The sequence below is a fragment of the Hansschlegelia sp. genome (genome assembly GCF_035538955.1).
Lineage (GTDB): Bacteria > Pseudomonadota > Alphaproteobacteria > Rhizobiales > Methylopilaceae > Methylopila.
The window spans coordinates 1-14055 of record NZ_DATLJK010000001.1 but is presented as its reverse complement, the minus strand read 5'-3'; the positions used below and the strand labels follow the sequence as shown (position 1 = coordinate 14055).

Sequence of the window (14055 nt, the reverse complement as noted above, 5' to 3'; positions counted from 1 at the left end):
CCTCCCAAACCGGCGCGGCTTCTTCGTCCGCCCCGGTGAACGAAATTACGCACTCGATCAGAGCAGGCCGGCTTCCTTGTAGTAACGCTCGGCGCCCGGATGCAGCGGAACGGGAAGGTTCTTGGCGGCCGTCTTCGGGTCGATGGCCTTGCCGGCGTTGTGCGCGGCCTTGAGCACGTCCAGATGCTCGAACAACTGCTTGGTCATCTGGTAGGCGATTTCGTCCGGCACGTCGGACGACGTCACGAGGATGTTGGTGATCGCGAGCGTCGGCACCGCCGCGTCCTGACCCTCATAGGTGCCGGCGGGGATCTCGGCCGCCTGGAACGGCGCGCCGAGCTTTTCGGCGATCTCGGCCGGGACGGCGACCACCTGGATCGGCTGCGACGATGCAAGGTCGCGGATGGAGGCGACGCCAAGACCGGCCGATTGCAGCGTGGCGTCAAGCTGGCGGTTCTTGATCAGCTCGACCGACTCCGCGAAGGGCAGATATTCAGTCTTGCCCAGGTCGTCGTAGCTCATGCCGGCCGCCTTGAAGATCGCGCGCGCGTTGAGCTCGGTGCCCGAGGCCGGCGCGCCGACCGACAGGGCCTTGCCCTTGAGGCCCGCGAGATCGGTGACGCCCGAAGCCTTGGAGGCGACGATCTGCACGTAATTCGGATAGATCGCCGCGATCGCCCGCAGCTTCTCGACTTTTTGCGGGAAGCCCGCCTCCTTGTCCCCGTCAGCCGCCGCCTTGACGGAGTCGCCCAGCGCAAAGCCGATCTCGCCGCGGCCGCGCGCGATCAGGTTGATGTTCTCCACCGACGCCTTCGTGGACTGGACCTGAGTCTTCACGCCCGGAATGTTGTCCGAGTAGATCTTGGCGAGCGCCGCGCCGAGCGGGTAGTAAACCCCCGAGGTGCCGCCGGTCAGCACATTGATGAACTGGTCCGCCGAGGCCGGCGCGGCGAACGTGCCGAGCGCGAATGCGGCGGTGGCGAGCATTCCTGCGCAGGCCCTGAAGGGTCGGTCGATCATCGCGTTCCTCCGGTCGTCTTGGCTTTTCTTGTTACCGAGCCGGGCGATCCGGCAAGCGGATGGCGTGGATGCTAGGCTAAGAACGGCGGCGGCGCGACAGTGGCATACCGCGAAAAGGAGCCCCGGCGCCGCACGGCCTATGCGGACCGTCCATGGGCGCAAGATCGAGCCGCAGATGCGGCATTGGTCGGTCGACCGGCTTCCGTCGCTCCTCGACCGCCTGGGCTGAGGCCGAAAGCCGTTCGGGCTTCCGCCGCGACCGCGCCTCGGGCGCCGGTCCGGCCGCATTAACATGCCGTTAGAGGGCTAGGGCCGACGCTGGCCGAGCGCCTGTCGGCGCAGCAACGCGGAGGGTCCGGCTAGCCGGGCGCCCGCTCGGGCCGCGCCAGTATTGCGGTCCGCCATAGCTTCGGAGTCGACGATTTGAGTATGTCGTCGTTGCGCGCGCGGCCGTTCGCGGTCGCTCTCATCATCCTCATGGCGGCGGCGCTTGCGGCGTGCTCGTCCGGGCGGCCCAGGGTCAAGACCGGGTCCGTCTCGATCGCGACGGTCAGCCTGATGAGCCGCCTCGACATGCCGCGCTCGGCGCCGATCCTCATCCGCATCTTCAAGGAAGAGGCGGTGCTCGAGGTCTGGAAGCAGGAGCGCGACGGCCGCTACGGCCTGCTGCGCACCTACCCGATCTGCAAGTTCTCGGGCGCGCTCGGACCGAAGGAGCGGGAGGGCGACCGCCAGGCCCCGGAAGGCTTCTACGAGATCGACCGCGGCAGCCTGAACCCGTTCTCGCGCAACCACCTCGCCTTCAACATCGGGTTTCCGAACGCCTATGACCGCTCGCTCGGACGCTCCGGCAGCAATCTAATGGTGCATGGCGGCTGCAAGTCGGTCGGCTGCTACGCCATGACCCATCAGCGGATGGAGGAGATTTACGGCCTGGTTCGCGAAGCGCTGCTGTCGGGGCAAAGTTCGATCCCGATCCAGGCGTTCCCCTTCCGGATGACGGAGGAGAACATGGCCCTGCACGCCGCAGACCCGAACATGCCGTTCTGGGAGATGCTCAAGGTCGGCTACGACGCCTTCGCCCAGAGCCGCGTGCCGCCGCGCGTCGCCGCCTGCCCCGGCAGCTACAGGTTCACCACCGATCCGCAGTGGCGGCGCGCGAGCGACGCCGAAATCTGCGAGGCGGCGAGCCGCGTGGCCGCGTACTGACCCCCTAAGCGCGAGCGCCAGGCTCCTCGGGCGATCGTCAGGCAGACTCGGAATCGGTCGACGATCGTCGGGCAGGCCACGGGTCGCCCGCGGCCTCTGGCTCACCAGATATGTCCCGAGCTATGGCGGGCGGCCGTCCTACGCCGCCACCATGATGGAATCCGGATGGTGAGGTCGCCTGTGAGAGCCCCGATACGTCTGTGACGCGCTTAAGCGAGCTCCCTTGCGGGCCGACCGGGTCAAGCGCGTCCGATGCACCCGGCGGCCCGGGAGCCCTCGCGCCGCTCGCCCGCTCCGAGCTGCCGGTCGAGACCGCCGCGCTCGCCCGCTTTCTGATCGGCAAGCTCGTGGCGCGCGCGCTGCCCGACGGGCTCGTCAGCGGCCGCATCGTCGAGACCGAAGCCTATGGGGTCGGGGACGCGGCCGGACACGGCTATGGCGGCATGACCGAGCGCAACCGTTCGCTGTTTCTCGAACGCGGCCACGCTTATGTGTATTTTATCTATGGCCGCTCCTGGATGCTGAACGTCTCGAGCGAGACCCCAGGGGTCGGCGCCGGGGTCCTGATCAGGGCGATCGAGCCGCGCGACGGCGTCTCGATCATGCGGCTCAACCGTGGGACGAGCGTCCTGCGCGATCTGGCGCGCGGACCGGGGCGGCTGGCCGCCGCATTGCGCGTCGACCGCTCGCTCGACGGGATCGATCTTTGCCGCGACGGCCCGCTGTGGCTGGCGCGCGGCGACGATCCTGCCGGCGAGATCGGCCAAAGCGTCAGGATCGGCATCTCGCGCGAGGCGGATCGCCCGCTGCGGTTCTATCTACGGGGAAGTCCGTTCCTCAGCGGCCCGCGCCCGCTCAACGTATGAGCCTCGCCCTTCGAAGGCCCGGTATCTCGGTCTGGCTCCACCTGGCCCAAAAGATGCTTTGACTCGTTCTAAGAACCTTGCCAGCGTCGCTCCCCGTGACGTGAAGGCCGTGGAGCGTGGCGGATGTGCCTATCGAGTTGCGTCGAGTGACCAAAGCGGAGGCATTGGTCGGTCCTCTCGGCGCGGTCGCTCGGCAGATCGGGGAGCCGGATTTTCATCGGACCCTCCTCGAGCTCGTGGGCGTGATGCTTCCGCACGAGACGAGCTGGATCGTTCGGTACCCGGCGAGCGACGAGCCTGACGTCCTCTACACGAAGGACATCAGCTCCTCGATCGTCGACTACTATCTGCAGATGCGGCCGATCTCGAGCGATCCGTATTTTTGCTCGTGGCGCGCAAATGCGCAGCCGCGGATCGAGACCATGGCTGCGGCGCTGCCGCTGGCGGTCGATCGCGACTTCTACACGCTGGACTTCATGAAGCGGATGGAGTTCGCCGACGAGGTCGCGATCTATCTTCCGTCGCCCGATCTCTCTTGCGTCTCGCTGTTCCTCGAGCGCCGGGAGGGACGCTACACCGAGCGCGACATCGCGCGCCTCCGCCACGTCTTTCCGATGCTGCTCGACTTTCACGCAGCGCATCTGAAAGCGCTTTTCGCCGCGATGACGAGCGCCGCGGCAGGATTCGGCTCGTTTGAGGATTGCGCCGCCGCGGTGTTCGACCGCCGCGGCAAGCTGGTGTTTTCGACGGCTCGATGGCGGGCGGCGGAAGACCGCCATCAGCAGGTGCGCGCGCTGAGACACCTCTTCAGTTGCGCGGCGATCTCGGAGGCCACGGAGGCTGCTTCACTGCGGTTCAACGTGGTTCCGCTCGACGAGATGAACCCGATCGGGCCGGGCGGACTGCTGGTGCAGCTCGCGCTGCGGGACGACGACCATGGTCACGACGCGGCCTTGACCATCTTCGAGCAGTTGACGCCTCGCGAACGGGACATCGTCGCCCTGCTGCTCGACGGCAACAGCACTGGCGCGATCGCGCAGAAACTCGGGATCGCCAAGGGCTCGATCAAAAACTACCGCCTCCGCATGTACCGGAAATTCGGCGTCACCTCGGAGCGGGAGCTGATCGCGATGATGATGACCTGCGCCTCCGAGCTGAAGGCTCAGTTGGCCGAGAAGAGCCGCTCGTCTTGAGCCAAGTCGTCCATGCGCCGCGCGCACGCCGCGACCGCCCCGCGCCGCCGGCCAGATAGTGCCATCTGGCACTATTGTGAGGCAACAACGTTTCGTTACCATCAATATGTTCGGCCGCGAAGGGCGATCTCGAGCCGCCCTTCCCGCTGATTATTGCCTTCTACTGCGCTGCGATCCGTCGCGACGCAACAGATACATGCGCCTCTCGACGCCTGTATCACGTAAGATCTGACACTCAACGCTCAACGGCCAAGCATCAGCGGCGACCGTCTGCGACGGCGTACGGCGTCGCGCGTGCCGGAGCCAGTCGACAGAAGACGGGGATGTAGATGGTAGCCATCAGCGACGTCGCGGCCGCAGATGAAGAAAACGGCGCGATCATGCGCCGAGCCATATCGTGGAAGGGCGCGTTCTGGGTGGCGAGCGGCGCCCCCGCCTTCGTGCTGTTCTCGATCGGCGGCCTGGCCGGAACGGTCGGAAAACTGGCCGCCCTGATATGGGCGATTTCCATGGTGATGGGCTTCATCCAGTCCTTCACCTACGCCGAGATCGCGGGACTCTACCCGAACAAGTCGGGCGGAGCCTCGATCTATGGCGCGTCGGCATGGCTCCGGTACGGCAAGCTGATCGCGCCGCTATCAGTCTGGTGCAACTGGGTGGCCTGGACCTCGGTCCTGTCGCTGGGCTCCTCGATCGCCGCCGCCTACGTTCTGAACGCCTTCGCGGCGATTCCGGCGGCGAATTCGCCGGAGGTCCTGGCCTGGATCTCGGCCAACGCCACAACGCTCGCCAACGTGCCGGCCGATCAGCAGGCGGCTCAGGCGATCGCCGCGCTCACGCCCTCGATCCGGAACTGGACCCTGTTCTCCGGCCAGATCGGCCCGGTCAGTTTCTCGCTCAACGCCGCCTTCTGGATCGGCGCGGTGATGATGGCGATCGTGTTCTCGATCCAGCATCGCGGGATCAGCGGCACGGCGAGCGTCCAGAAATATCTCGGCCTTCTGGTCATCATTCCGCTGGCGATCGTCGGTCTCGTTCCGCTCTTCCAGGGCAAGGTGGACGTCAACAACTTCCTTCCTCTCACGACGGCGAGCGGGGGCTGGGCGCTGACGGACTGGACCGTCGTGCTCGCCGGCATGTTCATCGCCGGCTGGTCGACCTACGGCTTCGAGACCGCCGTCTGCTACACGCGCGAGTTCAAGAATCCGGCGACTGACACCGCCAAAGCGATCATCTACTCCGGCCTGCTGTGCATGTTCCTCTTCATCGTGGTGCCCTTCACGTTCCAGGGCGTGCTCGGCGTGGAGGGCGTCACCGACCCGTCGATCGTGGATGGCTCAGGCGTCGGACGCGCGCTCGCCGTCATGGTCGGCGGCGGGCCGGTGGTCCTCTATCTGCTGATCCTCATGATGGTCATGGCGATCCTTCTGTCGATCATGACGTCGATGGCCGGCTCCTCGCGAACCCTCTACCAGGGGTCGGTGGACGGCTGGCTGCCCCGCTATCTCGGTAAGCTCAATCACCACGGCGCGCCCACGAACGCCATGTGGACGGACTTCATCTTCAATCTCTTCGTGCTCGCCGTCGCGGTCTCGGACGCCACCAGCTTCTTCTTCCTGCTGGCGGTCTCTAACGTCTGCTACATCACGTTCAACTTCCTCAACCTGAACGCGGGATGGATCCACCGGATCGATTCTCCGGATCGTCCGCGGCCCTACCGCGCGCCGACGCCCATCCTGGCCGCCGGCACAGTCCTCTCCTTCGTCAATGCGCTCTTCATGGGCGCGGGCGCGAAGATCTGGCATCCGATGGCGCTCTGGGCCGGGCTCGGCACCGCCCTGCTGATCATCCCGGTCTTCCTCTACCGCCATTATGTCCAAGACGGCGGGCGATTCCCTCACACGGACGTCGACGTCACCGGACCAAAGCGGGCCGGAGTGCTGCCGTACCTCGCGCTCGGCGGAGGTCTCGCGGTGGTCCTGCTGGCGAACTGGATCTTCGTTCTCGCTTGACGAACCGGCTGGGCGCTCCGCGCCCAGCCCTTTTTTTGCGCCGCCGGACGTGCGGCGATCTTCGGGGGACTTTGATGAAAATGAAAACGACCTTTAAGGCCGTAGCAGCCGCCGTGGCTTTGTCGGCAAGCGCCAGTGCCGGCGTGGCGGCCGATCTGAGCGCGCTCCCCGCCCCCGCCGAACCCTTGATGATCGACGTGGCGTTCGGCATTGCGGGCGTCAGCGATTACCGGTTCCGCGGCGTGTCCAACAGCGCCAAGAACCCCGCGGTGCAGGGATATGTCGAGCTTCAGGCCTTCGACTGGATCTACGCCGGCGTCTGGTCCTCCAGCGTCAGCTTTCCGAACCGCTACGGACTGACCGATCCCTCCGCCGAGGTCGATTTCTACGCCGGCCTCCGTCACACATGGGGCGCGTTCTCGCTCGACGCCGGCTATCTCTACTATTGGTATCCGGGCGAGTCGAAGGCCTTCCCGGGCCAGCGGCAAACCGATTACTGGGAGATCAAGGCGCTTCCGAGCGTCGCGATCGGCGATTTCGGCTCCATCACCGGCAACATCTGGTGGAGCCCGGACTACGCCAACACCGGCGGCGACGACCTCTATCTGTCGCTCGCCCCGAAGATCAATTTGCCGATCAGCTCGATTCCCGACGTCGCCTTCTACGTGTCCGGCGAGCTCGGCAAGCAGTGGCTCGGCAAGAACGACTTCAACTTCAATCCCAAGGACTTCTGGACCTGGAACCTGGGCGGCGGCCTAACCTACAAGGCCATGACGCTCGATGTTCGCTACAGCGACACCAATCTCACCCGGAACGAGTGTTTCGGAAACACCGGCGTCAGAAGCTGGTGCGGGAGCGCCGTGGTCGCGAAGATCGCGTTCGACACATCTCTGAACAAGCTGAAATGAGCCGCTGACCGGGCAAGGACCCGTCGCCTGGCCGCGTTCTCGTCGGCGCGGTCAGGCGATCGACCAGATCACCCGCGGGTCACAGTGGTGCCAATGGGCACTATTGCGACCCGGCCGGCACTGTAATGAAACTACCCTTAGAATAGCTCTCGCAGACGAAGAATTCAGAGGGCGCATCAGCAAGGGACGGAGGCTCTTATGCTTCAGCAGAACGACCACGCGCTGTTCGGTCTCGACAAATTCAAGCCCGACGATCCAGCGCATTCTTACACCCTTCCGGCCGAGCTGTATTTCAATCCCGACGTGTTCGAGATTGAGAAGGCCGCGGTGTTCTACAAGTCCTGGAACTTCGTCTGCCACATGAGCCAGTTCGACGCTCCGGGCTCATACCGGACCGTCAAGGTCGGCGATCAGAACATCGCGGTGGTCCGAGGCCGCGACGGCCAGATCCGCGCGTTCCACAACGTCTGCTCCCACCGCGCGCACCAGCTGCTTTCCGGCGAAGGCCGCACGAAGATGATCGTGTGCCCCTATCATGCCTGGAGCTACGAGCTCGACGGAAAGCTGAAGACCAACAGCATCCTCGACACGGTCGAAGGCTTCAACTCCGAGGAGTTCTGCCTCAAGCCGGTCAAGGTCGAGATCTTCCTCGGCTTCGTCTGGATCAACCTCGACATGAACGCCGTCTCGCTCGCGGAGCAGTCGGGCGGCTTCGAGGAGGACGTCCGGAAATATGTCGACACGCCCGAGACGCTGAAGTTCGCCGGCCGTCAGACCTTCGAGATCAAAGCGAACTGGAAGAACGTCGTCGAGAACTTCCAGGAATGCTACCACTGCCCGCCGGCGCATCCGGCGCTGGTCGAGCTGTTCGACCACGGCATCTACCGGACCAAGAACTTCGGCATCTGCTCGAGCCACATCGCGCCGGCGCGCGAAGACAACTCGGCCTACAAGTTCGACGCCAACAAGGCCGGCAACCAGCTGATGTACGCCGCCTGGTACCTCTGGCCGAACGTGACGTTCAACGTCTTCCCCGGCCGCCGCAACCTGTCCTTCATGCACATCATGCCCGTCGGTCCGGAGCTCACCTATGAGCACTGGGACTACTTCCTCGACGAGACGACGCCGAACGAGGAAGAGGTCGCCGCGATGGCCTATGTCAAGGACATCCTGCAGCCGGAGGACATCGGCCTCGTCGAGAGCGTCCAGCGGGGTCTGCACTCGCAGGTCTATACTCAGGGCCGCCTCGTCATCGATAAGGACCTGACCTCGAACAGCGAGCACGGGATCCATCACTTCCAGTCGATGTACTACCGCGCCATGACGGCCGACCGCCGCTGATCTTGGCCGATCCGTGCGGTCGGAGCAGGCGTTTGCTCCGGCCGCATCGTCCTCTCGACAAGGCGCTCAATGTCCCATCGCGTAAACATCCCGCAGTTCCTGACCTCCATTCAGGTCGAGCCCGGGCAAACCATCCTCGACGCCGCGCTCAAGGCCGGTCTCGACTATCCTTATGCCTGCCGGCAGGGAAACTGCTCCTCCTGCAAGACCAAGGTGCTCAAGGGCGCGGCTGAACACATAAAGCCCTACGACTCGTCTGCGCTTTCCGAAGAGGAGAAGGCGGAAGGGATCATCCTGGCGTGCCGGGCGGCTCCGAAAGGCCCCTGCGAGATCGAGTATCTCGAGGACGACGATCTTCTGTTCACGCCAAGCGACGCCGAATGCGTGGTGCGCAAGGTCGAACGCGTCACCCCGGACATCGCCGTCATCACCGCCCGCGCGACCTCGGGCATGCCGGTCAGCTTCTCGGCCGGGCAGTTCGCCAGCCTGACGCTGCCCGGTATGCCCCCGCGCGACTATTCATTCGCAAACAGGCCCGGCGCTCCGGATCTCGAGTTCCACGTGCGCGCGCGGCAGGGCGGGCGCGTCAGCCGTCAGCTCTTCGACAAGACCGAGCCCGGCGACCGCTTCATGCTGCACGGCCCGCTCGGTACCGCCTATCTGAGGAAGGACCATCCCGGACCGATCACGATGGTGGTCGGCGGCACGGGCCTCGCGCCGGCGAAGTCGATCCTTCTCGACGCGCTGTCGGATCTGCCGGGTCGCGAGATCAGCCTCTACTTCTCCGTCAGGAACGAGGCTGACCTCTACATGGTGGACGCCTTGACGGCCTTGGCGGCGAAACACCCGAATTTCACGTTCCGCCCCGTCGTGACCCGCACGGCCGAGAACCCCGACCAGCGGTCGAACGACGTGTTCAAGATGCTGGGCGAGCGGTTTTCGAGCCTCACCGGCCACAAGATCTACACCTGCGGATCGCCGGGACTGGTCTCGGCCTGCCAGAAATACGCCCGCGACAATGGGGTGGCGCCGTCAGACTGTCATGCCGACCCGTTCGTCGCCGCGGAAGATCAGTCGAGCGCCGCCTGAGCTTCTGGGCGTTGACGGGCGATCGGGCGCTCCAAGCCGTCGCCTGTCCCATGCAGCACATCTCGCGGCAGGCCGTCTGCAGACCTTCCCGCCGAGCATAAAGGCGCCGCGCCGGAACCTGCGTTTGCCGCAGGCGCCGACGCGGCGGGAGAGAACGACTCCGGCGGCTAGGCTCTGATCTGTGAGCCTCGCGGGTCCTCGGACGCGACGGTCGCCGGGTCTGAGGCCGAAGCTGTCGCCACGGCCGTGGGCTCGGCCTCGGTCCGGACGCGTGACTTCGTCGGGTCATAATGCGGGAAGGCGACGACGGTCGCCTTGATGCGCTTCTGCTGGCCGTCGAGCTTGCCGATCTCGACCTCCGTCCCGAGCTCCGCATAGGTGACGTCGAGCCGGGCCAGCGCGATCGTCTTGCCGAGGATCGGCGAGCGCATCCCGCTCGTCACCACGCCGATCTGCGCGCGGCCGACATGGACGCAGTCGCCATGCCCGATCGTCTCATTGCCCGAGACGTCGAGCCCGACCAGCTTCTTCGACGGCGTCTCGCGGCGCCGCTTCAGCGCCTCCGAGCCGACATAGGGGTCGGTCTTCTCCTTCGGGACCGCGAAGCCGATGCCGGCCTCGAACGGATCGGTCTGGTCGCAGAACTCGTAGCCCGCGAAGGCCAGGCCCGCCTCGATCCGCAGCATGTCGAGCGCCTGGAGGCCGAGCGGCCGGATGCCGTGCGGCTCGCCGGCCTGCATGATGGCGTCCCAGAGCTCCGGGGCGCGGTCGGGATGGCAGAACACCTCGTAGCCGAGCTCGCCCGTATAGCCGGTGCGCGACACCACGACCGGAATGCCGCTGAGCCGCCCGACCGTGAAGCGGAACCACTTCAGCTCGCTCACCGTGGGCTCGGCCGGCGGCGTCACCACGAGGCTCGCGAGCACGTCGCGCGCGCGGGGCCCCTGGACCCCGACATTGCAGAGCTGATCGGTCGCGGTCTTCACCCAGACCTTGAAGCCGTGCTTCTTCGCCAGTTCGCGCAGATGCACGCCGCAATAATCGTCGCCGCAGATCCAGCGGAAATTGTTCTGCCCGATGCGGAACACCGTGCCGTCGTCGATCATGCCGCCATGATCGTAACACATGGCGGTATAGACCACCTGGTTGATGGCGAGCTTCTTCATGTTGCGGGTGACGGCGAGCTGCATCAGCGCCTCGGCGTCCGGGCCAATGACCTCGAACTTGCGCAAGGGCGACAGGTCCATGATCGCGACCCGCTCGCGGCAGGCCCAGTACTCCTCGATCGGGCCGTTGTCCGAGTAGCAGTCCGCGAGCCAGAATCCCCGGTATTCGGAGAATTTGCGGGTCAGCGCGGAGGTGCGGGGATGGAACCCGGTCTCCCGGGTCAGCCGGGGCGCGGCGTCTGGCGTCATGCGGTGCGCTATGCCTTTGGAGAAATTTTCGGATTTGTCGTAGACGCGGACATGGATGTCCGTCGGCGACCAGCCATTGGCGGGATCGATGTCGTCCGTGCAGGAGGACGAGGCGCAGACGAGATCGGTTAGCGCCCTGAGCAGCACGTAGTCGCCGGGCCGCGACCAGGGCTCGTCCATGCCGATGGAGTCATCCGGGCCGACGAAGGTGTTGTAGAAGAAGTTGATCGCCGGCCAGCCGGCGCGCGGCGCGACCCCGTAGGGCTTCAGCGTGCGGTTGAAGTTCTCGGTGCAGTTGTCGTGCCCCGGATAGCCCATGTCCTCATAATACTTGGCCGTGCAGGCGAGCAGGAAGGCGTCGTGCCGGCCGACCGTGTCGCGCACGATCTCGACCAGCGGCGTCATCCGCGCGTCGAAATATTTGGAGTGCAGGCCCGGCTCCGGATTCGCGGTCCCCATCAGCGTGCGGGTGACGGTCGGGTCGAGCCCGAACTCCTCGCCCCGCTCGAGCGCTGCGGCGTCGAACGCCAGGAAGTCGGAGCACTGCCGGCCGTCGACGTCGATGATCTGGATGTAGTCGCCCGCCGCGACCCGATAGGCGGAGGCGGTCGCAGCCTTGACCCTGAGGTCGAGCTTCGGCTCGGCGAGCGGCCGCGGCGCGACGCCTTTCGCGGGCGAGGCGGTCTCGATCTCGATCAGCAGTTCGGTCGGCGGCGTCTGCTGGTCGGGGGCCATCGGCGAGCCCTCCGCAAGGAGCACGCAGACCGCGTTCGAGGCGGCTTCGAAACGCGCCGAGGCGCCCGGCTCGCCGTCGGCCGAGAACAGGCGGAAGCCCGCCATGCGCAACAGATCCGCGCCACGGCGCGCCAGCGCCTCGCGCGCCGCCCTGTCGTCGAGGTCGGCGGCGGGCGCAAGGCCATCAGCCTCCACCTCGCCGAGGATCCACAGGAGCCCTGGCTGCCCGCCCTCCGGATCGACGATCCGGACGCGATCGCCGACGGCGAGGTCGAACACGAAGGGCTGCGTTCCCTGCGCCGCGAAGCGGTCGACGCGGAGCGGCGACGTCGTGCCTGAATAGGCGTCCATGACGGTCTCCTGATTGGGCGCGTCGGACGGACCATCCGCCCGACGCGGCGTTCGCGTTGCCCCGAGGCTTCCGATCATGCGTCCCGGCCAGGCGCCGGAACCACTATCTCATCGGCGCGCCCGCCCTCCCGGGACGACGGGCGCGCCGAGGGGGTTACTCCGCGGCCTGCCGGGCGGGCTGCTCGAGGAACGCTTCGAGCGAGTCGTCCATCGCCTTCATCCACACCGTGTGGTGGACCGGCGCCATGTTGCCGGTGATGGTCGAGGGATAGGAGCGATCCCGATAGGTCAGAATGCCGGCTTCCTTGTGGTGCTCCCACTCCTTGAACAGTTCGGCGACGCGGTCGACGTCAAGGCGCGGATAGTCGGTCGCGCTCAGCAGGTCGCGCACATAGTCGGTCTGGAAGTCGATCGCCTGATAGGGGTTCTCCAGCGCCTCTTCACGCTCGAGCCATTTGGCGGCGTCGGCCTCCTGCTCGGCCCGCGCCGGCAGTGCGATCCGGCCGAGCACCACGTCGCGGGCGTACCAGGCCTGCGCGTCGAACATGTTGAACGTATAATACTGATCCTGAGCGCCGATATACATCAGCTTCGGGTTCGGCAGCCAGAAGATGCCCTTGTAGAGGTTCGGCGGATAGAGCCGGGTCTTGGTCCGGAGCCTCAGCTCGTCCGGCAGGAACGGGTAGTGGTTGAGGTAGCCGGTGCAGAAGATGATGGCGTCGACGTCGTCGACCGACGAGCCGTCCTTGAAGTAGCAGGTCGAGCCCTGGACGCGGGTGAGCAGCGGCCGCTCCTCGAAGCCTTCCGGCCAGTCGAAGCCCATGGGCTTGGTGCGGTAGCTGAAGGTGATCTTGCGCGCGCCGTACTTATGGCACTGGGTGCCGATGTCCTCGGCCGAGTAGCTCGAGCCGATCATCAGGACGTGCTTGCCGGCGAACTCGTCGGCGCAGCGGAAATCATGGGCGTGCAGCACACGGCCGAGGAACTTGTCGATGCCCTCGAACTGAGGAACGTTCGGCGTCGAGAAGTGGCCGTTGCACACGAACACATAGTCGAAGACGTCCGTGACGCGGGTGTCGCCCACCAGATCGGCGACCGTGACGGTGAACTTGTCCGTCGCCGCGTCATACGCGACGTCCCGCACCGCGTGGTTGAACTTGACGTATTTCCGCACGCCCGACTTCTCGACCCGGCCGGCGATGTAGTCGTGCAGCACGGCGCGCGGCGGGTAGGACGGGATCGGCCGGCCGAAATGCTCCTCGAAGGAGTAGTCGGCGAACTCCAGGCACTCCTTCGGGCCGTTCGACCAGAGATAGCGGTACATCGAGCCGTGCACCGGCTCGCCGAACTCGTCGAGGCCGGTGCGCCACGTGTAGTTCCACAGGCCGCCCCAGTTCGACTGCTTCTCGTAGCAGACCATCTCGGGCACTTCCGCGCCCTTCTGGCGGGCGGACTCGAAGGCGCGAAGGACGGCCAGGCCGCTTGGCCCGGCGCCGATAATCGCAATGCGTGAGGCCATTTCTCTTCTCCTCGGCGTCGCGGGACGCCCTCATCGATCCTGGTTCGTTCGGCCGCGCCTTTCGGCGCGAGCCGTTCTGAGCGCGCGTTTTCAGGCGCGTTCTTCGAGGGGGTGGGTTCTGAGGCGGTGTGGGTCGTAGAACGGGGTTCGGACGACGGCGGCGGCGACGGGGCCGTCGGGGGTCTCGACCTCGAGGGCGGTTCCGATCGCGGCGAACTGCGGGGGCACGCTGCCGAGGCCGATCGACTTCATCAGGTAGCGGCTGTAGGTGGTCGAGTTGACCGTGCCGATCTCTTGGCCGTCCTTGACGATCTTGGCGCCCGGCGCGATCGCCTCATGGGCGTCGAATTCGAGCCCGACATTGGCGGCGCGGATCTCGTTCCTGCGGCGCTCGAGC

The 14055-nt window shown here is 65.9% G+C and carries 11 protein-coding genes; 7 read left to right on the top strand and 4 right to left on the bottom strand.

What is annotated here, in order from left to right:
* Window positions 1-57 precede the first annotated feature (57 nt).
* On the bottom strand, window positions 58-1020 hold the full coding sequence (locus VM780_RS00055; RefSeq protein ID WP_414652756.1) for a TAXI family TRAP transporter solute-binding subunit: 963 nt from the start codon (window positions 1018-1020) through the stop codon (window positions 58-60).
* 429 nt (window positions 1021-1449) lie between these two features.
* Between VM780_RS00055 and VM780_RS00050 the strand changes: the two genes are divergently transcribed.
* The 7 genes from VM780_RS00050 (at window position 1450) to VM780_RS00020 (ending at window position 9638) form a co-directional block, all read left to right on the top strand.
* On the top strand, window positions 1450-2229 hold the full coding sequence (locus VM780_RS00050) for a murein L,D-transpeptidase family protein (protein ID WP_325443853.1): 780 nt from the start codon (window positions 1450-1452) through the stop codon (window positions 2227-2229).
* Window positions 2230-2528: 299 nt separating this feature from the next.
* A complete protein-coding gene (locus tag VM780_RS00045; RefSeq protein WP_325443961.1) occupies window positions 2529-3095 on the top strand; it encodes a DNA-3-methyladenine glycosylase in 567 nt (188 codons plus the stop codon).
* Window positions 3096-3241: 146 nt separating this feature from the next.
* Complete coding sequence (locus tag VM780_RS00040) at window positions 3242-4288, top strand: helix-turn-helix transcriptional regulator (RefSeq protein ID WP_325443852.1); 1047 nt, start codon at window positions 3242-3244, stop codon at window positions 4286-4288.
* A gap of 329 nt (window positions 4289-4617) precedes the next feature.
* Window positions 4618-6300 carry an APC family permease gene (locus VM780_RS00035; RefSeq protein ID WP_325443851.1) on the top strand — a complete coding sequence of 561 codons (1683 nt, stop codon included), beginning with the start codon at window positions 4618-4620 and terminating at the stop codon, window positions 6298-6300.
* Between the two features lie 74 nt (window positions 6301-6374).
* Complete coding sequence (locus VM780_RS00030) at window positions 6375-7208, top strand: TorF family putative porin (RefSeq protein ID WP_325443850.1); 834 nt, start codon at window positions 6375-6377, stop codon at window positions 7206-7208.
* Window positions 7209-7406: 198 nt separating this feature from the next.
* Window positions 7407-8549, top strand: coding sequence for an aromatic ring-hydroxylating dioxygenase subunit alpha (locus VM780_RS00025; RefSeq protein WP_325443849.1), 1143 nt, complete (start codon window positions 7407-7409; stop codon window positions 8547-8549).
* A gap of 69 nt (window positions 8550-8618) precedes the next feature.
* On the top strand, window positions 8619-9638 hold the full coding sequence (locus VM780_RS00020) for a 2Fe-2S iron-sulfur cluster-binding protein (protein ID WP_325443848.1): 1020 nt from the start codon (window positions 8619-8621) through the stop codon (window positions 9636-9638).
* A 167-nt stretch (window positions 9639-9805) separates the two neighbouring features.
* Here VM780_RS00020 and VM780_RS00015 read toward each other — a convergent pair whose 3' ends face one another.
* The 3 genes from VM780_RS00015 to VM780_RS00005 all read right to left on the bottom strand — a co-directional run.
* Window positions 9806-12139, bottom strand: coding sequence for a DUF1989 domain-containing protein (locus VM780_RS00015; RefSeq protein WP_325443847.1), 2334 nt, complete (start codon window positions 12137-12139; stop codon window positions 9806-9808).
* 154 nt (window positions 12140-12293) lie between these two features.
* Window positions 12294-13658 carry an NAD(P)/FAD-dependent oxidoreductase gene (locus tag VM780_RS00010; protein ID WP_325443846.1) on the bottom strand — a complete coding sequence of 455 codons (1365 nt, stop codon included), beginning with the start codon at window positions 13656-13658 and terminating at the stop codon, window positions 12294-12296.
* 90 nt (window positions 13659-13748) lie between these two features.
* On the bottom strand, window positions 13749-14055 hold a 307-nt coding region (locus VM780_RS00005; protein WP_325443845.1), incomplete at its 5' end, for a glycine cleavage T C-terminal barrel domain-containing protein.

Coding starts and splice junctions, on each gene's coding strand:
- VM780_RS00055 (WP_414652756.1), bottom strand. CDS start 1,020: ATGATCGACCGACCCTTCAGGGCCTGCGCAGGAATGCTCGCCACCGCC.
- VM780_RS00050 (WP_325443853.1), top strand. CDS start 1,450: ATGTCGTCGTTGCGCGCGCGGCCGTTCGCGGTCGCTCTCATCATCCTC.
- VM780_RS00035 (WP_325443851.1), top strand. CDS start 4,618: ATGGTAGCCATCAGCGACGTCGCGGCCGCAGATGAAGAAAACGGCGCG.
- VM780_RS00030 (WP_325443850.1), top strand. CDS start 6,375: ATGAAAATGAAAACGACCTTTAAGGCCGTAGCAGCCGCCGTGGCTTTG.
- VM780_RS00025 (WP_325443849.1), top strand. CDS start 7,407: ATGCTTCAGCAGAACGACCACGCGCTGTTCGGTCTCGACAAATTCAAG.
- VM780_RS00020 (WP_325443848.1), top strand. CDS start 8,619: ATGTCCCATCGCGTAAACATCCCGCAGTTCCTGACCTCCATTCAGGTC.
- VM780_RS00015 (WP_325443847.1), bottom strand. CDS start 12,139: ATGGACGCCTATTCAGGCACGACGTCGCCGCTCCGCGTCGACCGCTTC.
- VM780_RS00010 (WP_325443846.1), bottom strand. CDS start 13,658: ATGGCCTCACGCATTGCGATTATCGGCGCCGGGCCAAGCGGCCTGGCC.